Source organism: Sphaerisporangium sp. NPDC051011, from assembly GCF_040653595.1.
Classification (GTDB): Bacteria; Actinomycetota; Actinomycetes; order Streptosporangiales; family Streptosporangiaceae; genus Sphaerisporangium.
The window spans coordinates 106,444-129,716 of the sequence record NZ_JBFAGG010000001.1; the positions used below are offsets into that span (position 1 = coordinate 106,444).

The 23,273-nt window shown below is 70.8% G+C and carries 21 protein-coding genes; 9 read left to right on the forward strand and 12 right to left on the reverse strand.

Annotated elements, in window-relative coordinates:
* Positions 1-60 precede the first annotated feature (60 nt).
* The 3 genes from AB0H21_RS00515 to AB0H21_RS00525 all read right to left on the reverse strand — a co-directional run bounded on the left by AB0H21_RS00515 (position 61) and on the right by AB0H21_RS00525 (position 3,812).
* Complete coding sequence (locus AB0H21_RS00515) at positions 61-1,455, reverse strand: HAMP domain-containing sensor histidine kinase (protein ID WP_358509364.1); 1,395 nt, start codon at positions 1,453-1,455, stop codon at positions 61-63.
* Positions 1,455-2,189 (reverse strand): response regulator transcription factor, encoded by a 735-nt coding sequence (locus tag AB0H21_RS00520; RefSeq protein ID WP_358509367.1) that lies wholly within the window; start codon positions 2,187-2,189, stop codon positions 1,455-1,457. The genes AB0H21_RS00515 and AB0H21_RS00520 overlap by 1 nt, the downstream gene beginning before the upstream one ends.
* Before the next feature lie 78 nt (positions 2,190-2,267).
* Complete coding sequence (locus AB0H21_RS00525; RefSeq protein WP_358509370.1) at positions 2,268-3,812, reverse strand: NAD(P)/FAD-dependent oxidoreductase; 1,545 nt, start codon at positions 3,810-3,812, stop codon at positions 2,268-2,270.
* A 91-nt stretch (positions 3,813-3,903) separates the two neighbouring features.
* On the opposite strand from AB0H21_RS00525, the gene AB0H21_RS00530 reads away from it, so the two are divergent.
* The 3 genes from AB0H21_RS00530 to AB0H21_RS00540 all read left to right on the forward strand — a co-directional run bounded on the left by AB0H21_RS00530 (position 3,904) and on the right by AB0H21_RS00540 (position 7,692).
* Positions 3,904-4,839, forward strand: coding sequence for a pseudouridine-5'-phosphate glycosidase (locus tag AB0H21_RS00530; protein ID WP_358509373.1), 936 nt, complete (start codon positions 3,904-3,906; stop codon positions 4,837-4,839).
* A complete protein-coding gene (locus tag AB0H21_RS00535; protein WP_358509376.1) occupies positions 4,840-5,781 on the forward strand; it encodes a sugar kinase in 942 nt (313 codons plus the stop codon).
* Positions 5,782-5,859: 78 nt separating this feature from the next.
* Complete coding sequence (locus tag AB0H21_RS00540; protein ID WP_358509379.1) at positions 5,860-7,692, forward strand: hypothetical protein; 1,833 nt, start codon at positions 5,860-5,862, stop codon at positions 7,690-7,692.
* Positions 7,693-7,785: 93 nt separating this feature from the next.
* Here AB0H21_RS00540 and AB0H21_RS00545 read toward each other — a convergent pair whose 3' ends face one another.
* A complete protein-coding gene (locus AB0H21_RS00545; RefSeq protein WP_358509382.1) occupies positions 7,786-8,151 on the reverse strand; it encodes a hypothetical protein in 366 nt (121 codons plus the stop codon).
* 185 nt (positions 8,152-8,336) lie between these two features.
* On the opposite strand from AB0H21_RS00545, the gene AB0H21_RS00550 reads away from it, so the two are divergent.
* The 5 genes from AB0H21_RS00550 to AB0H21_RS00570 all read left to right on the forward strand — a co-directional run bounded on the left by AB0H21_RS00550 (position 8,337) and on the right by AB0H21_RS00570 (position 11,669).
* Positions 8,337-9,188 (forward strand): helix-turn-helix transcriptional regulator, encoded by an 852-nt coding sequence (locus AB0H21_RS00550; RefSeq protein ID WP_358509385.1) that lies wholly within the window; start codon positions 8,337-8,339, stop codon positions 9,186-9,188.
* 8 nt (positions 9,189-9,196) lie between these two features.
* Positions 9,197-9,412, forward strand: coding sequence for a DUF397 domain-containing protein (locus AB0H21_RS00555; protein WP_358509387.1), 216 nt, complete (start codon positions 9,197-9,199; stop codon positions 9,410-9,412).
* Between the two features lie 305 nt (positions 9,413-9,717).
* Complete coding sequence (locus tag AB0H21_RS00560; protein WP_358509390.1) at positions 9,718-10,257, forward strand: GNAT family N-acetyltransferase; 540 nt, start codon at positions 9,718-9,720, stop codon at positions 10,255-10,257.
* Positions 10,258-10,409: 152 nt separating this feature from the next.
* Complete coding sequence (locus AB0H21_RS00565) at positions 10,410-10,844, forward strand: NUDIX domain-containing protein (RefSeq protein ID WP_358509393.1); 435 nt, start codon at positions 10,410-10,412, stop codon at positions 10,842-10,844.
* 36 nt (positions 10,845-10,880) lie between these two features.
* The gene (locus AB0H21_RS00570) at positions 10,881-11,669 is read left to right on the forward strand and encodes a radical SAM protein (protein WP_358509396.1); all 789 of its coding nucleotides are present in this window, start codon (positions 10,881-10,883) and stop codon (positions 11,667-11,669) included.
* Positions 11,670-11,908: 239 nt separating this feature from the next.
* Here AB0H21_RS00570 and AB0H21_RS00575 read toward each other — a convergent pair whose 3' ends face one another.
* The gene (locus AB0H21_RS00575) at positions 11,909-12,979 is read right to left on the reverse strand and encodes an NADP-dependent oxidoreductase (RefSeq protein ID WP_358509399.1); all 1,071 of its coding nucleotides are present in this window, start codon (positions 12,977-12,979) and stop codon (positions 11,909-11,911) included.
* 62 nt (positions 12,980-13,041) lie between these two features.
* Between AB0H21_RS00575 and AB0H21_RS00580 the strand changes: the two genes are divergently transcribed.
* Positions 13,042-13,827: a gamma-glutamyl-gamma-aminobutyrate hydrolase family protein gene (locus AB0H21_RS00580; protein ID WP_358509402.1), complete on the forward strand. Its 786-nt coding sequence runs from the start codon at positions 13,042-13,044 to the stop codon at positions 13,825-13,827.
* Here the strand turns inward: AB0H21_RS00580 and AB0H21_RS00585 are convergent.
* The 7 genes from AB0H21_RS00585 to AB0H21_RS00615 all read right to left on the reverse strand — a co-directional run bounded on the left by AB0H21_RS00585 (position 13,805) and on the right by AB0H21_RS00615 (position 23,272).
* A complete protein-coding gene (locus AB0H21_RS00585) occupies positions 13,805-14,821 on the reverse strand; it encodes a hypothetical protein (protein ID WP_358509405.1) in 1,017 nt (338 codons plus the stop codon). The two genes, AB0H21_RS00580 and AB0H21_RS00585, sit on opposite strands and share 23 nt — an antisense overlap.
* Before the next feature lie 2 nt (positions 14,822-14,823).
* The gene (locus AB0H21_RS00590) at positions 14,824-16,194 is read right to left on the reverse strand and encodes a glutamine synthetase family protein (RefSeq protein ID WP_358509408.1); all 1,371 of its coding nucleotides are present in this window, start codon (positions 16,192-16,194) and stop codon (positions 14,824-14,826) included.
* 73 nt (positions 16,195-16,267) lie between these two features.
* Positions 16,268-18,487: a N,N-dimethylformamidase beta subunit family domain-containing protein gene (locus AB0H21_RS00595; RefSeq protein ID WP_358509411.1), complete on the reverse strand. Its 2,220-nt coding sequence runs from the start codon at positions 18,485-18,487 to the stop codon at positions 16,268-16,270.
* A 68-nt stretch (positions 18,488-18,555) separates the two neighbouring features.
* Positions 18,556-19,311, reverse strand: coding sequence for an SDR family oxidoreductase (locus AB0H21_RS00600; protein WP_358509414.1), 756 nt, complete (start codon positions 19,309-19,311; stop codon positions 18,556-18,558).
* A gap of 82 nt (positions 19,312-19,393) precedes the next feature.
* Positions 19,394-20,842 carry an APC family permease gene (locus AB0H21_RS00605; RefSeq protein WP_358509417.1) on the reverse strand — a complete coding sequence of 483 codons (1,449 nt, stop codon included), beginning with the start codon at positions 20,840-20,842 and terminating at the stop codon, positions 19,394-19,396.
* A gap of 196 nt (positions 20,843-21,038) precedes the next feature.
* On the reverse strand, positions 21,039-21,788 hold the full coding sequence (locus AB0H21_RS00610; RefSeq protein ID WP_358509419.1) for an SDR family oxidoreductase: 750 nt from the start codon (positions 21,786-21,788) through the stop codon (positions 21,039-21,041).
* Positions 21,785-23,272: an NAD(P)/FAD-dependent oxidoreductase gene (locus tag AB0H21_RS00615; RefSeq protein WP_358509422.1), complete on the reverse strand. Its 1,488-nt coding sequence runs from the start codon at positions 23,270-23,272 to the stop codon at positions 21,785-21,787. The genes AB0H21_RS00610 and AB0H21_RS00615 overlap by 4 nt, the downstream gene beginning before the upstream one ends.
* Between the last annotated feature and the right edge of the window lies 1 nt (position 23,273).

Genomic DNA, 23,273 nt, shown 5'->3' on the forward strand with positions numbered 1-23,273 from the left:
GGGCGGCCCTGGGTCGGTTCGTTCATGGCTCCAACCTCGGCGGGCCGGATTGAACCGCTCTTAGGCGTTCGTTAACCCCGTCTGAGAATGCGCGCGCCCGGGGAGGCGGACGGTGGCCAGGATCCCGCCGCCCGGCGCGTTGGCGAGCGTGACCTCGCCCCCGGCGTCGCGGACGGCCTGGGCGACGATGGCGAGGCCGAGGCCGGAGCCGGACATGCTGCGGGCGGCCGAGGATCGCCAGAACCGTTCGAAGACGTGCGGCAGTTCGTCCTCGGGGATGCCGGGGCCGTGGTCGCGCACGGTCAGCTGTCCCCCGGCCAGCCGCACGGCGATCACGCCGCCCGGCGGGCTGAACTTGACGGCGTTGTCCAGCAGGTTCACGACCGCGCGTTCGAGGGCGCCCTCGCGGCCGTGGACGTACCACTCGGCGAGGTCGGCGTCGACGCGGACCTCCCCGGCGCGCAGGCGGGCCCGGGCCAGGGCGGTCTCGACGACGTCGTGGAACGGCAGGCCGGGGACGGGTTCCTCGGCCTCGGAGACGCGGGACAACTCCAGCAGGTCGCCGACGAGGCTGGACATCTCGGTCATCTGCGCCTTCAACCCGGCCAGGAGCCGCCGCCGGGCGCCCGGGTCGAGCGGGCGGCCGGAGTTCTCGCTGTGCAGCAGCAGGTCGACGTTGGCGCGCAGGCTGGTGAGCGGGGTGCGCAGTTCGTGCCCGGCGTCGGCGACGAGCATGCGCTGGCGTTCGCGCGAGCCGGCCAGCGCGGCGGTCATGGCGTTGAACGATGTGCCCAGCCGGGCGATCTCGTCGTCGCCGTCGACGGGGATGCGCGTCGCGAGGTCCTCGGTCCTGGCGATGTGCTCGACGGCGCCGGTGAGCCGTTCGACGGGGCGCAGCGCGGCGCGGGAGACCAGCCGGCCCGCCGTGGCGGCGCCGAGGACGCCGAGGGCGGCGACGCCGGCGAGCGTCAGGGCCAGGACGCGCAGGGTGGCGTCCATCCCGGAGAGCGAGCGGGCCGCGCTGACGACGATGCCCGGCCCGATGTTGACGGTGAGCACGCGGACGGCGTCGCCGCTCTCGGTGACGCCGTCCCGCAGCAGCCGGCCTCCCGGCGTCTGGGCCACGCGCGCGTCGGCCGGGACGACCTTGACGGCGTCCCACCCCTGCGCGCAGCGCGTCCGGTCGGCCGTGACGATCTGCTGGAGCCGCAGGAACGGTCCAGGCGGCTCGCTGCCGCTCGGCTGTTCCGCGCAGTCGCGGCGGATCATCGCCGCCGTCCTGCCGTCCAGCGGGGGCTGGTTCAGGGAGTCGTTGAGCTGGCGGTCGAGCACGTCGCGGACGAGGAACCAGCAGGTGACCGCGCAGACGGCGATCGCGAGCGCGACGGCCGCCGCGACGAGCAGGGTGAGCCGCGATCCGAGCGACCGGCGACCGCCGCGCGTCAGGCCGTTCATCAGGCGGGCGTCCGCAGCGTGTAGCCGACGCCGCGCACGGTGTGGATCAGGCGGGGCGCGCCTCCGGCCTCGGTCTTGCGGCGCAGGTACATGACGTAGACGTCGAGGGAGTTGGAGGACGGCTCGAAGTCGAAGCCCCACACGTCGCCGAGGATCTGCTCGCGGGTGAGCACCTGCCGGGGGTGGGCCAGGAACAGTTCGAGCAGCAGGTATTCGGTGCGGGTGAGCTCCAGGGGGCGGCCGTCGCGCGTGACCTCGCGGGTCGCGGTGTCCATGCGCAGGCCGCCGTAGGCGAGCACGCCGGTCTCCTCGGGGGCCCGCCGGGCGCCGCGCCGCAGCAGGGCGCGCACGCGGGCGAACAGCTCGTCCAGTTCGAACGGTTTGACCAGGTAGTCGTCGGCTCCGGCGTCGAGCCCGGACACCCGGTCGCCGACGGCGTCGCGGGCGGTGAGCATGAGGACGGGCACCTCCCGGCCCGCCGCGCGCAGCCGCCTGCACGCGGTGAGGCCGTCCACGCGGGGCATCATGACGTCGAGCAGGACCAGGTCGTAGGTGCCACCGGCCAGCGTCTCCAGGGCCTCGGCGCCGTCCTTGGCGAGGGTGACGTCGTACCCCTCGAAGGTGAGGCTGCTGTGCAGGGCCTCGCGCAGGGCGGGCTCGTCGTCCACCACGAGGACGCGGACGGCGTCCCGGCGCGCGGGATCCTGGAGGTCACGAAGGTCGGAGGTGCTCACCGGCCCACGGTAGCCGCGAATCGTGAGAAGCCGGTTAAGCACCATGAGAACCCGATTAAATGGCCCCGGCGGGGATCGTCACGAGCCCGCGCCGAGGACGGCCATGGCCGCGTTGTGCCCGGGGATGCCGCTGACGCCGCCGCCGCGCCGGGCGCCCGCCCCGCACAGCAGGACACGCGGGTGGGCGGTCTCGACGCCCCACCGCCCGGCCTCGGCGGGGTCCTCGGCGAAGGGCCAGGACAGGTCCCGGTGGAAGATGTGCCCGCCGGGCAGTCCGGCCTCGGTCTCCAGGTCGACGGGCGTCTTGGCCTCCAGGCAGGGAGATCCGTCGGGGGCGCGCAGCAGGCAGTCCTCGATGGGCTCGGCGAGGACGCTGTTGATCGAGGCGAGGGTGGCGGCCAGCGCCTCCTCACGCGCCTTGTCCGGATTTTTCCGGAAAAGGCGGGCGGGCATGTGCAGGCCGAACAGCGTCATCGTGTGCGCCCCGGCCTCCCGCAGCGCCGGCCCGAGGATCGACGGGTCGGTCAGCGAGTGGCAGTACACCTCGGCCGGCGGCAGCGCGGGAATCGTCCCCGCCCCGGCCTGCGCGTACGCCCGGGCGAGCGCCTCGCGCCCCTCGTTGATGTGGAACGTGCCGCTGAACGCCTCGGCCGGGTCCACGAACGGGTCCTTCAGCCGGGGCAGCCGCGCGAGCACCATGTTGACCTTGAGCTGCGCCCCCTCGGGGTCGTCCGCGCCGCCCTCGCCGAGCAGCCGGGCCAGGATGACGGGCGAGGCGTTGACCAGCACGTGACCGCCGGTCACGGTGTGCTCGGCGCCGGACGCGTCCCGGAGGACGACCTCACCGCCCGGGTCGACGGCCAGCACCTCGGTCCCGGTGCGGATCTCCGCGCCGTGGCGCGCCGCGGCCTCGGCGAGCGCGCCGCTGACCGCGCCCATGCCGCCCACGGGGACGTTCCAGTCGCCGGTGCCGTCCCCCACGACGTGGTACAGGAGGCAGCGGTTGGCGAGCAGGTCCGCGGACGGGTCGGCGAAGGTGCCGATCAGGGCGTCGGTCAGCACGACGCCCCGCACGGTGTCGTCGGCGAACCGCTCGTCCACGACCTCGCCGATCGGCCGCTCGAACAGGTCGCGCCAGGCCTCGGCGTCGGCGACGACCTCCTCGCGCGCGGCGGCCCGGTCGCGCAGGGGCTCCAGCAGGGTCGGGGCCAGGCGGCGGGCGACCCGGGCGGTCATCGCGTAGAAGCGGTCCCAGGCCGCGAGGTCGCCGGTGCCGCCGGTCACGTTGGCGAAGGACGCGGCGGTGCGGGCCGCGTCGCCGTTGTCGACCAGCAGCCCGGTGTCGCCGACGGGGGTGTAGGAGGCGAAGCGCCGCCGCCGCAGGTCGAGGGCGAGGCCGAGGTCGGCCACGACCTTGCCGGGCAGCAGGCTGACGAGGTAGGAGTAGCGCGACAGCCGGGCGTCCACCCCGGGGAACGCGCGGGCGGAGACGGCGAGGCCCCCGGTGTACGGCAGGCGTTCCAGCACCAGCACGCGGCGGCCGGCGCGCGCCAGGTAGGCCGCGGCCACCAGGCCGTTGTGCCCCGCGCCGACGATGACGGCGTCGTACTGCGACCGTCGCATAAAAAGCCCCCTAACAGGACAGTACGGTGAGACGGCACACCCGGGAACAATCTCCCTGGGAGCGTACATACAGAGAGGACCCAGAGCGAGCATGCACATGACCGGCCCCGGCACGGCGATCCGCACGTCCGAGGAGGTGTCCGAGGCCCTGGCCGCGGGCGCCCCCGTGGTGGCGCTGGAGACGACGATCATCTCGCACGGCCTGCCCCGGCCCCGCAACCTGCGCGTCGCGATCGAACTGGAGGAGCTGGTCCGCGAGGCCGGCGCCGTCCCCGCGACCATCGCCGTGCTCGACGGGGTGGCCCGGGTCGGCCTGGACAAGAACATGCTGGAACGCGTCGCCACCGAGCCCGGCCTGCGCAAGCTGGGCTTCCGCGACCTGCCCGTCGCCGCCGCGCTCGGGGCGAGCGGGGCGACCACCGTCTCGGCCACCGCGTTCCTCGCGGCACGCGCCGGGATCCGGGTCTTCGCCACCGGCGGCCTCGGCGGCGTCCACCGCGAGTGGACGGCCGACCAGGACGAATCCGCCGACCTGGACATGCTCGCCAAGACCAGGATCACGGTCGTCTGCGCGGGCGTGAAGTCGATCCTGGACGTGCCCGCCACCCTGCAGAGGCTGGAGACGCGCGGCGTGACCGTCGCCGGGTACCGCACGGACGCCTTCCCCGGCTTCTACCTCCACAGCTCCGGCCTGCCGGTGGACTGGCGGCTGGAGACCCCGCAGGACGCCGCCGCGGTGATGCGCGCGCAGGACCGCCTCGGCGGCCCCGAGACCGCGCTGATCGTCGCCAACCCCGTCCCCGAGGACGAGCAGCTCGACCCCGCCCTGCACGACCGCGTGCTGGCCGAGGCGCTCGACGCCGCCGCACGGGAGGGGATCACCGGGCAGGCGATCACCCCGTTCCTGCTCGACTTCCTCGTCCGGGGCACCGCGGGCGCCTCGCTGGAGGCCAACCTGGCCGCCGTGCGCGGCAACACCCGCCTCGCCGGGGCCATCGCCGCCGCCTGGACCGGTCCGGAGAGCTGAGTGGGCGGCCTGCTCGTCATCGGCGACACCGTCACCGACGTTGTGGCGGTCCACCACGCGCCGGTCGCCCCCGGGACCGACACCGCCGCCGACATCGTAGTGCGGCCGGGCGGCTCGGGGGCCAACACCGCCGCCTGGGCCGCCCACCTGGGCGCGGACGCGCGCATCCTGACCCGCGTCGGGTACGACACCGGCCCCTGGCACGTCGCCGAGCTGCGCGGCGCGGGGGTGCGCCCGCACGTCCAGGTCGACCCCGGCCACCCCACGGCGGTCGTGATCGCGATGGTGGACGCCGCCGGGGAGCGTTCCATGCTGACCAACCGGGGCGCGGGTGGGCGCATCGGCCCCGGCGACTGGGACGACGGCCTGCTCGACGGTGTGGCCCACCTGCACGTCTCGGGGTACACGCTGTTCGCCGAGCCGGGTCTCGCGCTGTTCAGGACGGCCGTGGGCGCCGCGCTCGGCCGCGGCCTGCGGATCAGCGTGGACCCGGCCTCGACCGGGCCGCTGACGGGCTTCGGCGTCGAGCGGTTCCTGAGCGAGACCCGCGCCGCGTCCCTGATCTTCCCCAACCGGGACGAGGCCCTGCTGCTCACCGGCGAGCACGACCCCGAGCGGGCCGCGTCCGCCCTCAGCGCCCGCTACGGGACCGCCGTGGTGAAGCTGGGGCCGGACGGTGCCCTGCTGGCGGTGGATGGCCGCGTCGTGCGCCGCGCCCCCGCCGCCGCAGCGCGGGCCGTGGACTCCACGGGCGCCGGGGACGCGTTCGCCGCCGGGTTCCTCACCGCGCTCCTGGACGGTCACCCTGCGGAGTCCGCCCTGGAAGCGGGGTGCCTCGCGGGCGCGCGGGCGGTCGCCAGGCTCGGCGGGAGGCCCGGCGGGACGGGCGGGATCCGCGCACCGGCGGGCCCGGGGGTCACTGAGCCGCTATGTTCTCCCTAGACGGCGCTAATTGATAGCCTCCGGCGTAAGCTGCACCATTAGCAACATGCGTCACACTCGGGAGGATGCGGTCAGCCGATGGACGCCGATTCAATGATCTGCCTGAGTGATCTGGTGCCGGTTCTGCGCTGGAGCCGGCCTCAGCAGGTCGCCGAAGTTCTCGCCGACCCCCGGCTGCCTGGGGGCTGGTGGGCGTCGGTCGCTCTCGGTCGCGCCCTCGGCACGACCGGTGTCGAGTGGCTCTGTGACCGCCTCTCGCGGCTGGCGGTCAGCCGCTGGGAGCACCTGGCGCTGATGGACGTGCTGCCCGCGCTGCAGGTCCACAAGGTCGACCCGGCCCTTCCCGGCTGGCCCGAGCCCGCGCGCTCGGCCATCAGCGGCATGGGCGGATGGCAGCGGCTGCGCAGGCTCACCGCCGCGGACCTGCGGGTCCCGTCGGCCCCCGCCTCCCCCGAGGTCATCATCACGGCGATGTTCCGCGAGGTGCTCGGCCGAGTGCCCGCCGTGTCGCCGCAGGTCCCGTCCAGCCCGCCGACCGGGCCCCATCCCGCGCAGCCCACCGGCCCTCACCCCGCCCAGCCCACCGGGCCGCGCCTCACGCAGCCCACCGGCACTCACCCCGTCCAGCCCACCGGGCCCCACCTCACGCAGCCCACCGGGCCCCATCCCGCACAGCGGACCGGGCCCCACCCCGCGCTTCCCGCCGCCGCCCGGACGGCGCCGACGGGCCCGCACCCGGTGCAGCCGACCGGCCCGCACCCCGTCCAGTCCCCGGCCGCCGGGGCGAACGGCGCGCCGCAGGCCCCGTACGCGCCCCAGGCGCCCGCGCAGCCCGCCGTCCCTCCCCCGCCGCCTGTCTCGGACAACCCGCTCGTCCGGCTCGTGGACGCGGTCTTCCGCGAGTGGACGCCGCTGGAGCGGGCCGTGGCCATCGAGCGGCTGTTCGCCGAGGAACCGGTCAGCCTGCGCACGCTGGCCCACGAGTTACACGTCGACCGCGACGTGCTGTCCCAGGCGCAGCGCGCCGCCGAGGAGCGCGTGCTGCACTGGCTGCGCTCGCCGGAGTCCACCGCCGTCACCGGCCACCTGTTCCGGCTCACCGAGTGGCTCGGCAACGCGGCCACCGAGGACCAGCTCATCGGTGCCGACCCCGCGCACCCGATCGAGGTGCCCTCGCTCGGCACCCCCCTGTGGCGGGTGCTGGTCGCGCTCATGCGCGACCGCCGCCTCCAGGACGGCTGGCTGGTGGTCGGGGACCTGGGCCGGCTGCGGGAGCGCACCGCGCAGATGCTCGGCGGCAAGACCTCCGGCGAGGACGCCGTCGAGCTGCTGGCGCAGGTCGGGATCCGCGCCCACTCGGCCCAGGCGTGGATCGACGCTCTGCCGAAGGCCGCGGTCCCGCCACCCGACCCCACGGCGACGGGCGGCTTCGCGCCGCTCCCCCGCCGCACGCCAGGCGCGAACGGACACCAGATGCGCGGCGGCGTACCCGTGCCGTCCGTGACGCGCAACCTGCCGGACGCCCAGACCGCGCTGGCGGCGCTCACCGCGCTGTCCGGCCCGCCGCGACCCCACCTGGTCCCCGAACCACGCGCCGCGACCCACGCGCCGCCGCTGCCGAGCCCGGCCTCCGACCCGCGCCGCTGGCAGCGCATCGACGTCACCAGCGAACACCTGCGCGGCGAGCCGGTGCCCGTACCAGAGGGGTACGCCACCCAGCTCGGCATGCGCCCCGGCACGCTGCTGTCGGTCACCGGGCCCGGAGACAACGCGGTGGTGCTGGTCTGGCGCGACCGCCAACCGGTGTTCGACTCGCTGCAACCGGTGCTCATGCGCCTCAACGCCCGCCCCGGCGACTCGGTCTACGTCACCGTCGACGGCTACCGCCTCGACGCCCAACTCACCGCCTGACCGCGCACCTTGAGACGCCCGAGCACGAGGCGGTAGGCGGCCAGGCATGCGCGAAGGCTCAGAAATGCGCAGCCCGACCTCCTGCCGCAGGCTTCAGCTTTGCGGGTCGGCTGAACCCTCATGGAGGGCGACGCCGCCCGTCCTGTTGAACGGCAGCCAGAGCAGCCGGACGGTGACGTCTGGTCGTCGGCTGAATCGATGTACCGCGCGTTCCGGCGAGTCGAGGATCATACACGCTCCGTCCTCGGTGCAGATGACCTGAGTCTGCTCTCTGAACGCCATCCCCCAAGCCGCGATCCTGCCGTCCGCTCGCCGACCGTACTCCTGAACGACGGCGAACACGCGCGGCGCCTCCTCGACCACCATGTCGCGTACCAGCACGTCGAACTCCGCCGCACCGCAGAGCGGCGCGAGTGGGGAAAGACCAGCGGCCGGTTCATCCTCGTGTGGACTCGCCATTCGTCGCTCCAAGTCTTGTTGTGGACCCTGTAGGCGTATTGACCGTGTCGTCCGTCCGGAGAGTAACCGTCCGATCGCGATTTGAAGTTAGTTCTTTACATCAAAGATCACAATCAAGTCGGCCTAACTTGCCCTACGATCTCGTGCCGGTAGGGTTCCTCACTGAGCCCCACGGAAGGTGACCAATGACCGGCTCATCAGCCCCCTTGCGGCGGCTCGGTATGGAGTTGCGGCGCCTGCGGATGGCGACCGGGCGCACACAGGCCGACGTGGGCAAGGCGATCGGGCGGACGCACGCGACACTGGTCAACTGGGAGCACGGCAAGACGAAGATCAGCAAGTCTGACCTCCTGTGCCTCATGACCGAGCTCGGCGTACCGAACGACGTACGCGCTGGCCTTGAACAGTTACGAGACGAGTCCGGCCCAGGCGCCGGCCAGTGGGCCGTCTATGGACTTCCTGACTCGCTCAAGCCCCTGATCAGCTTCGAAGCAGACGCAGTAGCGGTCACAGCATTTGAGCCGATCATCATTCCCGGCCTCTTGCAGACCGAGGACTACGCACGAGCCATCCATATCGCCGGGCCGCACACCGTAGCACCGGAGAACGTCGAAAAGTGGGTCGCAGCCCGGATACAGCGCCAACGGCAACTCACGGGTGCCGCACCACTGAAGTTTCATGCCGTGATCTCCGAGGCCGCCCTCCGGCTGCAGGTGGGCGGTTCCTCGGTGATGACCACCCAAATCGAGCATCTTCTCGAATCGTCCCGCTTGGACAACATTACGATCCAGATACTCCCCGCCGCCGCGGGAGCACATCCCGCACTCGCGGGAAACTTCACGATCCTGCACTTCGCCGACCCCACGTCCGATCCGCCGCTGGGCTATTTCGACGGGCCTCTCGGCGGCTACATGATCAGCGATGAAGCCCAGGTCGCCGCCATGGCCGACATGTTCGACGACATATGCGCGAAAGCGGCGACCGAGGCCGAGTCAACCCGGATGCTGACCACCGCCCTCAGAGACGCTAGGAAGTAGAACGACACATGTTTGATTTATCCGCAGCAATATGGCGCAAATCCAGCCACAGCACCGCCGGTGGCAACTGCGTCGAGGTGGCGTTCCTCGATGGTGCCGTCGGCCTGCGTGACTCCAAGGACAACAGGCAGGGCCGCCTTCTCGTCTGCACACGTGCCGAGTGGGACGCCTTCGCCGAAGGGATTCGCAGGACGGCAGTCGTATCGGAAAACGACGCGGCATGATGCCCCACGCGGCTTGACTCAGGAAAGCTTGCGGCTCAGTCACGAGCGGCGTAAGGCCGACGCCACTCCCCTCCCTGCTTAACCGCCCCGGGGCACATCACTCGTCCAAGAGGGAGGCCTGGCGCTACTTCACCCTGGGCGGCGCCTACCACGCAGCCACAGCGAGCAGAACGCCGCGATCGCCGCATACATCCGCTGGCGCAACGCCCGGGCCGAGCCGAAGAGCAACTTCGCCCCGACTCACCCATCCGCCAGTGGACCGACTACCCGGTCAGGGCGGCCTGACCCAGCTCTACGATCTTCGGATGAGTGACCGGAGCCTGACAGCCGAGGAGCTGCAGACCGCCCGACTGTCGCTGCGGCGTCCAACCGAAGCCGACATCGATGCGATCTTCGCGATCCACCGTGATCCCGAAACCTGCCTGCACAACCCCTCCGACGCGCTCGCCAGCCTCAATGAGGCCGAAGAGCTCTATCAACGCTGGAACGACCAGTGGCAACAATGTGGATACGGGTACTGGGTCGTGCGACGCCACGACTGCGCCCTGCAACTGGGATTCTGCGGGATCAAGCCCATGGAGCTGCACGGAATGAAAGTCCTCAACCTCTTCTATCGCTTCGCCACTTCGGCATGGGGACAGGGCTTCGCCGGCGACGCCGCGACCGCAGTCACCACTTGGGCGTCCCAACGCGTTCCCGTCCTCCCACTGATCGCACGCGTCCGGCCGGCCAATATCGCCTCCCAGCGCGTGGCGGTGCGTGCCGGCCTGACCCGGGCACAACACCTCGATGGAACCGGATACGACGGCCTCGACTGGATCTACGCAGCAAAACTGCCGAACTGAACAAACTCCGGACACAGGGCGGCCCTCCCTGAAGGCCGCCTCCATAGCCGTCCAACGTTTCCGAGCCGAGCCACTGGCAGCAAAGGCGAGCAACGGAGCCTAGGTTCCGCCCTGATCACGCCCGGCCCCGATGAATGAAAAGGAGTTTTCCCGTGCCTGAGAAGGTCACCAAGGACAAGGTGCTGTGCTACGTCGTGCGCGACGGTCGGCTGCTGGTGTTCCGGCACACCGATTACAGCTACGAGGAGGTCGGCATCCAGGTTCCGGCCGGCAGCATCCGCGCGGGCGAGACGCCCGAGGCAGCGGCCCTGCGCGAGGCGGGTGAGGAGACCGGCCTGAAGGACTTCAAGATCGTGCGGAAACTCGGCGAGACCACCTATGACATGAGCCCCTACCGGTTCGAGCTCCAGCGCCGTCACGTCTTCCACCTGGAGGTGACCGGGCCCACCGCGGAGCGGTGGGCCAGCCAGGAGGACCACGACGGCGAGCAGGAGCCCACGCACTTCGAGTGTTTCTGGATCCCGCTGGAGGCCGCCCACATCCTCCAGTCCGGCCAGGGAGCCCTGCTGGGGCGCCTGTACGACTGAGTCCAGTCCGGTCACGGTCACGCCAGGAGGCAGCCGATGCACCGCACCACCCGACAGCACGACCAGATCGCCCAGCTGTACCGCGGCCTCGATCGCGAGGACACCGCCAGCGCCGTATCAGTGATCTTGAAGTTGCGCGGTGAGACCTGCGACATCGACTGCCTGTACTGCTATGAGAAACGCAAGGAGACCCCCGGAGGAGCCCGCATCGACGCCGCCCAGGTGCGCCGGCTCGCCGAGCTCTTCCAGGGGCGGCCGCTGGCCGTCGAATTGCACGGCGGCGAACCCCTGACCGCCGGGCGCGACCACGTCTCCGACGTCCTGCGGGAGCTGGCCGCCCAGCCCTCGGTGGTCCGCGTGTCACTGCAAACCAACGGTGTGCTGCTGGACGAACAGTGGCTGGACCTCTTCGACGCCCTGTACCCCGGCCTGAGGATCGGCGTCTCCCTGGACGGCGACGCGCGCGGCAACGCCTGGCGGGTCGGCTACGACGGAGAACCCGTTTACCCGCGCGTCGCCGCGGCCCTGCGGCTGCTGGCCGGCCGAGGCCGCGGTGCCGGGGTGATCGCCGCGGTCACCCCGGCCGTGCTCGGCCGCGCTGAAGCCGTCCTGGACCACCTCGCCGGATTCACCGCTGAGGAGCCCGGCCTGCGCGACAGCAGGCGACGCCCTGGACCTGACAGAAGCGATCAGTTCCCATCGCACCACGGCGCCATTGCTCGAACTGGCGACCCGGCTCGCCAACTACTCCGTCCCTGCGGCTCGCGACTTCCGCGAGCGCGCCCGCACCGTTCTGGCGGCGTAGTGGCGTTAAATCGGCCCTGACGGACTGCGACCGTTGTCAAACGGGACGGGCCCCATCCGTACGCCCCCGTCGACCCACGCCGGACGGCCGCGTGCCTCAGCACGACTACGACCCGGCGCGCGAGCATGGTCCACGGCGCCCCACCTGCTGAACTGCAAGCCCTGATCGACGCCGTCGGTGCAGGCCACGGCCTACACCTCTATCTCCCACCTTGATCCAACAAACTACCGCTAGCAGGGTCTGTCAGCCCTCCTCGTGCCTACTTGTGCTGCAGCCGCAGCAGTTGCTTGCCCAAGTTCTTGCCGTCGAAGAGCCGGTTCATCGTGTCCACCGCGTCCTCGACGCCGCCCTCGTGGACATCCTCGGCCCACACCAGGCGACCCTGCCGGATCCAGTCCACGAGCCGACGCGTCGCCTCGTCGAACCGGTCAGCGAAGTCGGTGACGATGAACCCTTTCATGTTCGCGCTGCGCACGGTGATGGTCGACAGGTTAGTGGGCCCGTAGGCCACCGCCTCGTCGGAGTACCCGCTCGAGATCCCGCCGCACATGACGATCGTGCCGCGCTGCGCGATGTTCGCGATCCCGGCCTCCAGGATCCGGCCTCCCACGTTGTCGTAGAAGACGTCGACGCCGTCGGGGGCAAGCTCGTGGGCCCGCGCCCTGACGTCTTCGGCCTTGTAATCGATGACGTCGTCGAAGCGGCCGACCTCGGAGAGCCAGCGCACCTTCTCGGCGCCACCGGCGATGCCGATCGTGCGAGCGCCCGCGAACCGGGCCAACTGCCCGGCCACCGACCCGGTGGCACCGGCAGCGCCGGAGACCAGAACCACGTCACCCGGGCGAGGAGAGGCGAGCTGGAGCATCCCGAAGTACGCGGTGAGGCCCGTGGTGCCCAGCACGCCCAGCGCCGCCGTCACCGGCACGCCCTCGGGGACCGGCCGCGCGACGGGCGTACCCACCGCGGCCGCGTGGATGTGCTCCAGCAGTGCCGCCGAGTGCGACCCCGGCTGGGCCACCACGTAGGTCTGCCAACCGAAGTTGCCGGTCACGACGGTGCCGACCGGGAGCTCGTCGGTCCTGCTGACGACGACCTCCCCCACCGCGTGACCACGCATGACCTCGCCCAGCGGTACCGGCGGCGCGTACGACGGGCCGTCGTTCATCCAGCCGCGCATCGCCGGGTCGAAAGCCAGCCAGTCGACGCGGACCACGACCTGGCCGGCGCCGGGCTGGGGGACGGCCACCTCGTCCAGCACGAAGTCGTCGAGGATCGCGGTCCAGGTCGGCCTGCGGGCGAGCCGCAGCCGTCGATTGACGAGTCGAGTCATACGGGCCAAGATACCCGAAAAGGTCTAAACGCTCTACCAATAGCACACATAGGAGGCGTCGAATGGTGGCTCACCCCTCGCGACCGGTCATCGGTCTCACCTACTCCTCGACGGATCTCGAACGGTTCTCCCTGTGGCGCAACATGCTGCACGGGTTCGCCGAGGCAGGTGCGGTGACGCTGACCATCGACTGCCACCAGCCTCACGACGACATCGCGACGGTCGTACGCCGCCTCGACGGCCTCGTGGTCAGCGGGGGCGCCGACGTCGACCCGGCCGCGTACGGCGCGGACCCCGGCGACCCGGCGATCCGCGACGTCGACCCGATCCGGGACCGCAACGAGCAGGCCGCGCTGCGCGCCGCGCTCGATGCGGGCCTCCCGGTGCTGGCGATCTGCCGTGGCCTGCAACTGGTGAACGTCACGCTCGGCGGGACCCTCTACGCCGACCTGAACCGCGACCTCGCGGGCGAGGTCGCCCACGAGCTGGGCGAGGAGGCTCTCGCGTGGCCGCTCCACACGGTTGACGTCACCTCCGGATCGCGCCTCTCGCAGTGGCTGGGCGGGACGAGCGGGCGGCTGGCCGTCAACAGCGAGCACCACCAGGGCGTCCGCCGGCTGGCCGACGGGCTGGTCGCGACGGCGGTCGCCGAGGACGGCCTGGTCGAGGGCGCCGAGCTGAGGGACCATCCGCTGGTCGCCGTGCAGTGGCACCCCGAGATCCTGTGGCCGAACGAGGAACACGCGCTCCAGCTCCTGAGCGGCTTCGTCGACGCGTGCCGAACCGACCCGACCGCGGGTCGGTCGGTGCCCGCCGGCGCGGAGGTCACGACCGTCGTGACCGACTGAGCCAGGACGGCACGGGCGCCCCGACGCTGGTGAACGCCTCTTCCGGCAGGAGCGCAGGGTCCTTGTAGAGGGACCACGTGCACCGGTCCCGGCCCGGGCCTTCGCCATCGGGGCGCACCGGCGGTTCGACCACCCGCAGTGGCATCCCGAGGTGCTCGATGGGGGCGCGCTGCTGCAGCTGGCAGCAGTGCACGCAGTAGTGGCACACACCGGTGGTCCGCCACGCCCAGTCGTGCTCGCTCTGGGTGAAGGTCCGGCTTGGCGACTCCGGGTCGACGTACGTGCGCCCGCCCGAGCCGCAGGGCTCGAACCGGACCACCCACCGGTCCGACTCCTCCCAGACCTCGAAGCCGCCGTCCCGCTTCGGCCCGCTGAGGTGACCGCGGGTGGCCTCGAAGATGTCGAGCACCAGCCGCTCCAGGGACTGCCGCCACGGCCTTGTCGCGGGGGCGTACTTCTCCTCCAGCGCCGCGTAGTAGTGCGCCAGGAGCCGATCCCAGAGTGGACCGACACAGTCCTCGCCGAGCACGTCGACGCCGACGGCGATCAGGGCGCACAGGGCGTCGGTCGCGGGATCGTGGGCGATCTGCCACGCCATCCGGCCTGCCTCGAGCTCCTCCTCCGCGCCCCGGGTGTCCCTTGCGCGCGCCCGTACGCCGAAGGCGGCGAGGTGCTCGCGGTAGGTCGCCCAGCCCGCCTCCAGCGACTCGGCGGTCCGAGCGGCCAGGTCGCGGGTCGGTGCCAGATCCCCGTCAGGCACGCCCAGCTCGACGAGCAGGGCGGGCAGCCGCCCGAGCCAGAGCAGGTAGAGGTCGAAGGCCTCCTGGGCCTCCTGGGCGGTGAGCTCGGCGAGACTCACCGCCGCTTCGACGTCGTCCGCGGCCAGCGCCTCGCAGGCCCGGACGTACGTCGACTCCCCCTGCTGTGTCCAGTCCTCCAGTCGGACCGCATGGCCGAGCAGCTCGTTGTGCCCGACCGCGGTCGGCGGCCGCATCGTCAGACCCGCTCGAACAGGCGGCGTTTCTCCCAGTCGGTGACCGTCTCCATGAGGAACGCCTTCTCCTCCTCGCGGCCCATGGCCAGCAGGTGGGCGTGCGTGACGGGGCCCAGGGCGGTCCGCAACTCCTCGCTCCGCTCGAACAGGTCGAGCGCGTCGTGCAGGGAGCCGGGGATGAGCGGGACGTCCTCACGGGTGTACATGTCGCCGTACTCGATGGTCGGCATGGGCATCCCGGCCTCGATGCCGTCGGCGCCGGACAGCGCGATCGCGCCGAGGGCGACGTACGGGTTCACATCGGCACCGGGGATCCGATTCTCGATGCGGCGGGTGTCGCCCGAGCCGACCACGCGCAGCGAGCAGGTGCGGTTGTTGTCCCCGACCGCGATCACGGTGGGCGCGAACGAGTGCGGCTGGAACCGGCGGTAGGAGTTGACCATCGGCGCGTACATCAGCGTCGCCGCCTCGGCGCGGGCCGCGAGCCCGGCCACGAAGCCGTCGAAGCGCGGGTCCGCACCCAGCGGCGTGGACGTCTCACGGTCCCAGAGGCTGACGTGCACGTGGCAGGAGCTGCCGTCCGCGTCGATGTTCCACTTGGCCATGAACGTCGCCGACTTCCCCATCCGGGCGGCGATCGTCTTGACGCCGAACTTGTAGAGGAAGTGCCGGTCCGCCATCTCCAGGCAGGTGGTGTGCTTGAGGTTGATCTCGTGCTGCCCGAGCCCGTACTCGCCGGCGTACCCCTCGATCTCGACGCCGGCCTGGTCCATCTGCCGGATGACCTGCTCGATGAACCCCTCGGACCGCAGGCAGGCCAGCGCGTCGTACGCCGCGTGGTGGCGGCTGGAGGGTGTGAGGGTCCGGTAGCCGTCGTGCCAGGCCGTTTCGTAGCTCTCGTCGAAGAGATGGAACTCCACCTCGGTGGCCGCCTGCAGGGTGACGCCGAGGGCGTCGAGCCGCGCAAGCTGCTCCTTGAGGATCTGCCGCGGCGCGAACGGGATCGGGACACCGTTCTCATCGACCGGGTCGCAGATGACCACGGGCAGGCCGGGCATCCACGGGATCCGACGGATGGTCGTGAGGTCCGGGACCAGGAACACGTCCGGGACGCCGGCGCCCATGCCACCGATGTGGTCGAGTCCCGGACGTACGTCCTGCTCGATATCGACGCCCCACAGCATCAGCGGGACCTTGTAGGCGTCGGTGCGGCCCAGGTTCTGGACGAACCCGTCAGCGGCGACTCGCTCCGCGAGACAGCGACCGGCGTTGTCCGGCGTCACCAGGAGCATGCCGTCGACGAGACCAGCGTCGATCTGCTTGATGAGCTCGTTCACCGAGAGGAGTCCGTTTCGAATCGTCTCCGTCTTCATTCGGCACTCCTCGTGCGTACAAGTGAAGGGTTAAGGTCTATTTTCTGAACCATATTTGTCCTGGTTCTCTGTGTCAACGATCACGACGACGCGTGACGAAGGCGCGGATGACGTTCTCGGTCATGCGGGACACGCCGTTCTCGGTGTCCGCCTGCAGCAGCGAGCCGGACCAAGCGATCGAGCCGGTGGAGAAGACCTCGCCGCCGCCGGGCGTCGCGAAGTAGACGATGTCGGCGTGCACCTCGGGATCCTGCTCGCCTCCGCCGTGCTCGGGCAGGTTCATCGGGATCTCCTCGATGGCGCGCTGGTAGAAGTTCGAGTGACCGCGGGACGTGGCGAGCACCACGGCGTGCCGCGGCGTTCCGAGGGCCACGTCGGCCCGGTCGATCTCATCGCCTGCGGCGCCGTCCATCACCAGCCCGTAGGCCCCGATCGGCTCCTCGTCGACGCCCTCGAAGATCCAGGCGTGCTCGGGGTCCGCGGCCGCCTCGGTCCGGAAGTACGGCTCGGAGTGACCCCACCCCTGGGCGGCGAAACCGACCCCGGCCAGGTCCTGCGGCGCCCGGCCGCGGTGGCGCCAGAGCCCGCCGGGTAGGCCGGTCGACATCAGTGTGACCTCACCGGGGAGCGACTCCCAGCAGCGGACGCCGGCCTGGCCGCGCCGGATTTCGATGACGAGGGGGTCGTCGCTCAGAACGCCGGTGACCCAGTACCAGCCGTTACCGCCGAGGTAGAGCAGCCCGCCACCACCGTCGCGGTAGTCCGTCAGCGCGTCGAGCATCTCCTCGGAAGTGTACTCCGGGTGCGAACCCGACACCACGGCTGAATACGGGCGCAGGTAGTCGGCGCCCCGCTGGTGCACCTCGTGGTCGGTGAGCACGTCGGCCTCGATGCCGCGCCGCGCGAGCCACTCGATCAGGTACATGTCCGAGGAGAAGGCGCGGCCCGCTCCCCCGACGACCCACATGCGGTAGCCGCGGCGCATGTTCACGATCTGGCGGCGCGCGGCCGAGAGCATGACCCCGCTTCCGTCGGGGTGATGGTCGTACATCGACAGCCCGAAGGAGTGGTCCCCCACGTGCGCCAGGCTCTCCGGGGCGACCACCACCTCCTGGTCGGTCATCGCCGAGGTGTCCAGCCCGTTGAAGAGGGCCTCGTTGGCGTAAGCCAGGTAGGTGAACGTGGGCAGAACGACCGCGACCTTGCGACGCTCGTCGGAGGATCTCGGCACCACGGAGATCGGCACCACGTCGGACCCGGCGGCGTTCTCGACGAAGATTCCGTAGACGCCGCTCTCGAGCTCCTCGGGGAGTGGTGCGGTGAGGAGGGCAGGCCAGCCCGCGTCGACCAGGTCGGTGGCGTGAAAGTGCGCCGCGGCGTACTGGTCCGTGGCGAGGGTGAAGTCCAGGCACCGGCCGGTGAAGGTCCGCCCGGTCACGGCCCGCGCCGGTCCGTTGACCAGCGTGCCGTCCGGCTGGCCGGGCACCACCGCCCTGGCGACCGTGGGATCGTCACCGTAGGAGAAGGCCAGGTCCCAGGCGGCCACCGGCTCCAGGGCGCGGACGTCCACCTCGGCCCGCGCCAGCGCCTCGAGCTGCGCGTCGTCGGGGTGCGAGCCGAGGACGAACGGCAGCTCGACCTTGCCGGTGAAGTGCTCGTCCGCCTGCCCGCGGGTGGCACCCTCGACGGTCTCGACAGCGCGGCCGCGGTGCGCCGCGACGGTCACCGGACCTGTTAAGTCGACCGTACCGACGGGCGTCGACGCGGCCGCGTCGAGCCGTACGCCGCGCAGGGGGTCCACCGGCAGCGCCAGAACCCGGACGCCGTCCGGTCCGAGCATTCCGACCACCAGATGCCACTGGTGGTCGGCCAAGCGCTCGCCGGCCGTGACGAGCACGTCGCCGCTGCCCGGGTCGGCGAGCCCCGGGCGACCGTCCCGCAACTGCAGCACAGGTCCGGAGGCCAGGGAGACGAGGGACTGCACGGGTGCGGACCCGACGTCGCCGGAGTAGACGAAGGCACCCAGGGTGGCACGGGTGTGGGACGCCGTGGCGGCGGGACCCGGGTCGCCGTGGAGGAACGAGCCGACGCAGGTCGGCGCCAGGCTCACGGCGTACCGCGCGGCGGCCTGCCAGTCGACGGGCCGGTCGAGCGAGGGCTCGTCGGCGCTCGCACTGATCAGCCGCACCAGGCGGACGTCGACCGGGTCCGCGGCACTGACGTGGACGGAGACCTGGTCGCCGCGCTCGTAGGAGAGGCGGTCGGTGTAGGCGCGGACGGGCAGGCTGGGCATACGGCTCCTAGGTCGGGTCGTCGTGGTCGTTGTGATGCTCGGCGTGGTCGCGCATGGTCGACGTCCGATCAGATCGGTCCCGCGGCCAGGTAGCCGCCGTCGACGGGCAGGTTGGCCCCGTGGACGTAGTCGGCCAGCGGGGAACTGAGGAACAAGATGGCGTCGGCGATCTGCTCCGGCCGCGCCCAGACCTTTGTCGGGACGGCGGCCGCGATGGTCGCCTTGGTCTCGGCGTCGTAGATGTCGGTCAGCTCGGTGCTGGTGAACCCGGGCAGGATCGAGTTCACGTTGATGCCGACCGGCGCGCAGTCCAGGGCCATCTGCCGGGTGAGATTGACCCAGAGGCCCTTGCTCGCGCAGTAGGCCGCGAAGCCGGGGTTGCCGACCATCCCTGAGACGGAGCCGACCACGACGATCTTGCCTCGGCGGCCGGTCTCCTTCATGTGTCGGATCGAGGCCCGGGCGCACCGAAAGATGCCGTCGACGTTCACGTCCATGTGCCGGCGCCACAGCTCGTCGTCGGTCTCCTCGGCGCTCGATGGCTCGATCACCGCCGCGCTCAGCACGACGATGTCGATGCCGCCGTCGGCGCAGAGGTCCGTGAACACCGTGGTGACCGCGTCGGCGTCCGCGACGTCGAGCCGGCGGTGGGTGATCCGCTCTGCCACCTCGGGCGCCGGCGGGAGGGCGGTCAGCCGGTCGCGGCGCGAAAGCGTGACCACACACGCTCCCGCCTCGGCCAGGGCGACGGCTGAGGCCCACCCGATGCCGGTGGCGCCGCCGACCACGACGGCTCGCTTGCCCTGAAGATCGATCAACCGCATCCTTGAGGTCCTTCCGACAACGGAGCCGACCGGGATGGCCGGGGGTGATTCTGCGCGTTCCTGCGCAGCTTGGAGGTCGAGGCTAGGCGCCGCTGTCGAGGAGCTCTGCGTACCGATCGGGTCGCCGCGCCCGCGTGACGGCCGTGACCACGGCACCGATCACGAACGACGCGGCGAGGGCCACCAGGATCGCGGTGGCCGCGGCGTTGGTCCCGACGAGGAGGTCGAAGTTGCGCACGATCATGTAGAGCACGAAGCCGAGGCCGATCAGGGACAGGACCGGGGCGACCACGGAGCCCCACAGCGGGGTGTCCGCGTGATACCGGCGGTGGAAGGCGATGACCGAGATCGAGGTCAGCGCCATCAGGGCGATGACACCGAGCGTGGCCGCGCCGGAGAACCAGGTGTAGACCTCGGTGATGGGGTCGAGGCCGAGCAGGAGCATGAGGACCAGCACCACGACCGACATGACGGTCACCACGACCGACGAGCTGGACGGGGCCCGGTGCTTGGGGTGCACCTCGCCGAGGAAGCCCGGCAGGAGCTTCCCATTGGCGAGGTTGAACTGGTAGCGCGCCACCACGTTGTGGAAGGAGAGCACGCAGGCGAACACGCTGGTGACGAGGAGGATGCGGACGGTGTCCTCCATGGCCGTGCCGACGTACCGCGTGGCGAGGTTCTGGACCACGTTCGAAGGGTCCGCGCCGGACACGGCGGCGACGTCCGGGCCGATGCCGATGGCAATCGAGTAAGACGTGAACGCATACATCGTTCCGATCAGCGCCACCGCGATGTACGTCGCCCGCGGGATCGTCCGGGTCGGATTGGTGGCCTCGCTGCGGAAGACCGCGGTGGCCTCGAACCCGATGAACGCGAAGAAGGCGAACATCAGCCCGAGGCCCGGGGTGCCGTCGAAGGCATGGCTGGGGTCGAGCGGCCGCGCCGAGAAGCCGGAGGCGCCGCCCTGGGCGAGGATGGCGATGTCGATCACGAGGACGACCAAGGCCTCGAGCACCAGCGCCACGCCGAGGACCTTGGCGCTCACCTCGATGTCCCGGTAGCCGAGCAGGGCGACGACGACCAGGAAGGCGAAGGCCGGCACCCACCAATCGACGGTGAGCCCGAGGTACTGCTCGACGACGGCCACGGCCGAGACGCCCAGAAGGGCGTAGAGGCCGATGAGAAGAAGGTAGTATGAAACCAGCGCCAGCGAGGCGGTGCCAGCGCCGGCCATCTTGCCGAGACCGGCCTGGACGTAAGAGTAGAACGCGCCGGCGTTCTGCACGCGTCGGCTCATCAGCGTGAAACCGACGGCGAAAACGCAGAGCACCACGACGGCGCTGAGGAAGTACAGGGGTGCCGCCGCGTTGCCGCTGAGGGCGAACACCAAGGGGAGGACCGCACAGGCGGCACCGAGCGGCGCCACGGCCGCGATGACCATGAAAACGATGGATCCGACGCCGAGACCTCGATGCAGCAGGGCGGTCTTCTCATCGGGATCTGCTGTCTGGGGGTCGCTGTACGCTGTCATACGCTGATTCCTTGCTTGTGCTCCCCCACCGGGAGCCGAAGGTGGGTGTGACTCATGGCCCGAGCCACCAGAGCGTTCGGGAGGAGCCGACAGTGACGCACCCCACACCCAAATGTCTATTGGCTCGATATTCAGACCTTTAGGGATCGGGTGTCAAGACCCTCAGAGCAGACGGCGGAAATCCGTCCGCGGGAGGTCAGTCCTCGGGGGTCACGTACGCTGCGGAGATGCCGCCGTCGACCCTCAACTCATGACCGGTCACGTAGCTGGAGGCGTCGCTGAGCAGGTAGAGGGCCGCCTCGGCCATCTCCTCCGCGGTGCCGAACCGGCCCGTGGGCACGTGGACCATTCGCCGTGCCACCTCATCCTCGGAGAAAAGTGCGCTCAGCATCGGCGACTGGACCGGTCCGGGACTCAGCACGTTGACCCTGACGTTCTTGCGGGCCAGCTCGACGGCCATCTCCCGCGACATCGCCACCACGGCGCCCTTCGAGGCGGTGTAGGCGATCTGGGACACCGCGGAGCCCATGCTGGCGACCAGCGACGCCGTGTTGACCACCGCGCCGCCGCCACCCGCCACCAGGTGCGGGATGCCGTGCTTGCAGCACAACATCACGCTACTGACGTTGACGCGCAGGGTGCGTTCGAAGGTTTCGAGCTCCTCGCGCAGCACCGATGCGTCCTCGGCGAGCGCAACGCCGGCGTTGTTGAACAGAGCGTCGATCCGCCCATGACGACGGGACACACCGACGTAGAGCTCGGCCACCTGGGCCTCGGCAGTGAGGTCGCAGGCGACGAAGTCGTCCGCCCCTGTGTCGTCGGCCTCGACTAGGTCGACTCCGACAACGGTGGCCCCCTCCCGCTTGAAGACGGCGACCGCGGCCCGTCCGATGGCGCCGGCGGCCCCGGTCACCACGACGACCTTGCCGTCGAGCGCTCCGGTCACGAGGCTTTGACCCCGAACCAGCGCGCGAGCCGGGTGCCGATCAAGTAGGCCGTGGGGCTGAACGCCCACTGGCTGATGATTTTGCCGCTGTCAGCGTGGAAGTAGCTAGGCACCTCGGCCCACACCGTCTGGGCCAGGCGGCGCTGGAGGCGGCGGTTGTACAGGTCGTGGACGGAGCGGCGCACGGAGATCTTAGTGGCCTGTCGGCGCACGAGCTTCCTGGCCAGCTTCGCGGCGAACCGCGCTTGGGCCTCGTAGAAGGTCACCAGCGGGATGCCGCTGGTGTTCGGACCGAAGATCATGAAAAAGTTCGGGAAGTTCGGCGTCATCAGCCCGTAGAGCGCTTCCGCACCCTCCTTCCACTGGTCGCGCAGGTCGACGCCCTTCTCGCCGATGACCCGGAAGGTGCTGAGGAAGTTCGCCGCGTCGAAGCCGGTCGCCAGGACGATCATGTCCAGGTCGTGCTTCTTCCCCTTGGCGTCGACCACTCCCGTGGGCGTCACGTCGGCCACGGCACAGGGAACCAGCTCGACCTTGGGGCTCCGGAGGGCGCGGTAGTAGGTGTCGCTCACGACCGTGCGCCGGGCCTCGACCGAGAACGCCGGCCGCAGCAGCTTCATCAGCTCCGGTCGCGACGACATCTCCTGCTCGAGGTAGGCTTCGACCATCTTCTGGCGCTTCTGGTTGACCCGGCCGCCGGTGCGGGCGTGGCTCGCGTGGTACTGCCGGAGGTCGTAGTCGAGGTAGAGGCGGTAGCGGCGCCAGTAGTGTACCGGCTTGAACCGGTTCCACCGCCGTTCCCGCGGGCTGAAGTCCCGCGCGTCCTTCGGCAGCAGCCAGTTCGGCTCGATCTGGAAGACCTTGACCGCCTTGCCCTGGCGCTCGGCCTCGGTCACGATCTGTACCGCCGACGAACCGGTCCCGAGGACGCCGACCGTCTTGCCCTCCAGGGACAGCTCCTCCCGCCAGGTCGAGGTGTGGCAGATGTCGCCGTGGAAGGGGGTCTCACCGCGCATGAACGGCGGGATCAGCGGGGTGTTGAGGAACCCCACCGCCGAGATCACCGCCTTGAACGGCCCATGCGTCTCGCCATCGGCCGTCTCGATGGAGTAGGTCCGGGTGGACTCCGACCAGCGGACGGTGGCAACGCTCGCGCCGAGCAGGGTGCGCTCGTACAGCCGCCACTTGCGTGCGACGTGCTGGAGGTAGCCGAGCAGCTCGTGCCACTCCGCGTGCGTGCGGGTCCAGTCGTAGGGCTCGAAGGAGAACGAGTAGATGTGCGACTCGAGGTCGACCTCGGCGCCCGGGTAGCGGTTGACCCACCAGGTGCCGCCGATCTCCTCGGACCGTTCGAACATGACGAAGTCGTCGACGCCCTGCTTGATCAGGGCGATGGCGGCGGCGATCCCGCTGAAGCCGGCGCCGATGATGGCGACGTCATGGGCGCCGTTCGCGGGCGACTGCTTGCCTTCAGGAGCATTCAAG

What these genes read in the sequence shown, in the direction of transcription:
- AB0H21_RS00540 (WP_358509379.1), top strand. Translation starts at nt 5,860, where the DNA reads ATGGACGCCGATTCAATGATCTGCCTGAGTGATCTGGTGCCGGTTCTG.
- AB0H21_RS00600 (WP_358509414.1), bottom strand. Translation starts at nt 19,311, where the DNA reads ATGCGGTTGATCGATCTTCAGGGCAAGCGAGCCGTCGTGGTCGGCGGC.
- AB0H21_RS00560 (WP_358509390.1), top strand. Translation starts at nt 9,718, where the DNA reads ATGAGTGACCGGAGCCTGACAGCCGAGGAGCTGCAGACCGCCCGACTG.
- AB0H21_RS00550 (WP_358509385.1), top strand. Translation starts at nt 8,337, where the DNA reads ATGACCGGCTCATCAGCCCCCTTGCGGCGGCTCGGTATGGAGTTGCGG.
- AB0H21_RS00580 (WP_358509402.1), top strand. Translation starts at nt 13,042, where the DNA reads ATGGTGGCTCACCCCTCGCGACCGGTCATCGGTCTCACCTACTCCTCG.
- AB0H21_RS00590 (WP_358509408.1), bottom strand. Translation starts at nt 16,194, where the DNA reads ATGAAGACGGAGACGATTCGAAACGGACTCCTCTCGGTGAACGAGCTC.
- AB0H21_RS00515 (WP_358509364.1), bottom strand. Translation starts at nt 1,455, where the DNA reads ATGAACGGCCTGACGCGCGGCGGTCGCCGGTCGCTCGGATCGCGGCTC.
- AB0H21_RS00595 (WP_358509411.1), bottom strand. Translation starts at nt 18,487, where the DNA reads ATGCCCAGCCTGCCCGTCCGCGCCTACACCGACCGCCTCTCCTACGAG.
- AB0H21_RS00575 (WP_358509399.1), bottom strand. Translation starts at nt 12,979, where the DNA reads ATGACTCGACTCGTCAATCGACGGCTGCGGCTCGCCCGCAGGCCGACC.
- AB0H21_RS00525 (WP_358509370.1), bottom strand. Translation starts at nt 3,812, where the DNA reads ATGCGACGGTCGCAGTACGACGCCGTCATCGTCGGCGCGGGGCACAAC.
- AB0H21_RS00605 (WP_358509417.1), bottom strand. Translation starts at nt 20,842, where the DNA reads ATGACAGCGTACAGCGACCCCCAGACAGCAGATCCCGATGAGAAGACC.
- AB0H21_RS00530 (WP_358509373.1), top strand. Translation starts at nt 3,904, where the DNA reads ATGCACATGACCGGCCCCGGCACGGCGATCCGCACGTCCGAGGAGGTG.
- AB0H21_RS00555 (WP_358509387.1), top strand. Translation starts at nt 9,197, where the DNA reads ATGTTTGATTTATCCGCAGCAATATGGCGCAAATCCAGCCACAGCACC.
- AB0H21_RS00585 (WP_358509405.1), bottom strand. Translation starts at nt 14,821, where the DNA reads ATGCGGCCGCCGACCGCGGTCGGGCACAACGAGCTGCTCGGCCATGCG.
- AB0H21_RS00570 (WP_358509396.1), top strand. Translation starts at nt 10,881, where the DNA reads ATGCACCGCACCACCCGACAGCACGACCAGATCGCCCAGCTGTACCGC.
- AB0H21_RS00545 (WP_358509382.1), bottom strand. Translation starts at nt 8,151, where the DNA reads ATGGCGAGTCCACACGAGGATGAACCGGCCGCTGGTCTTTCCCCACTC.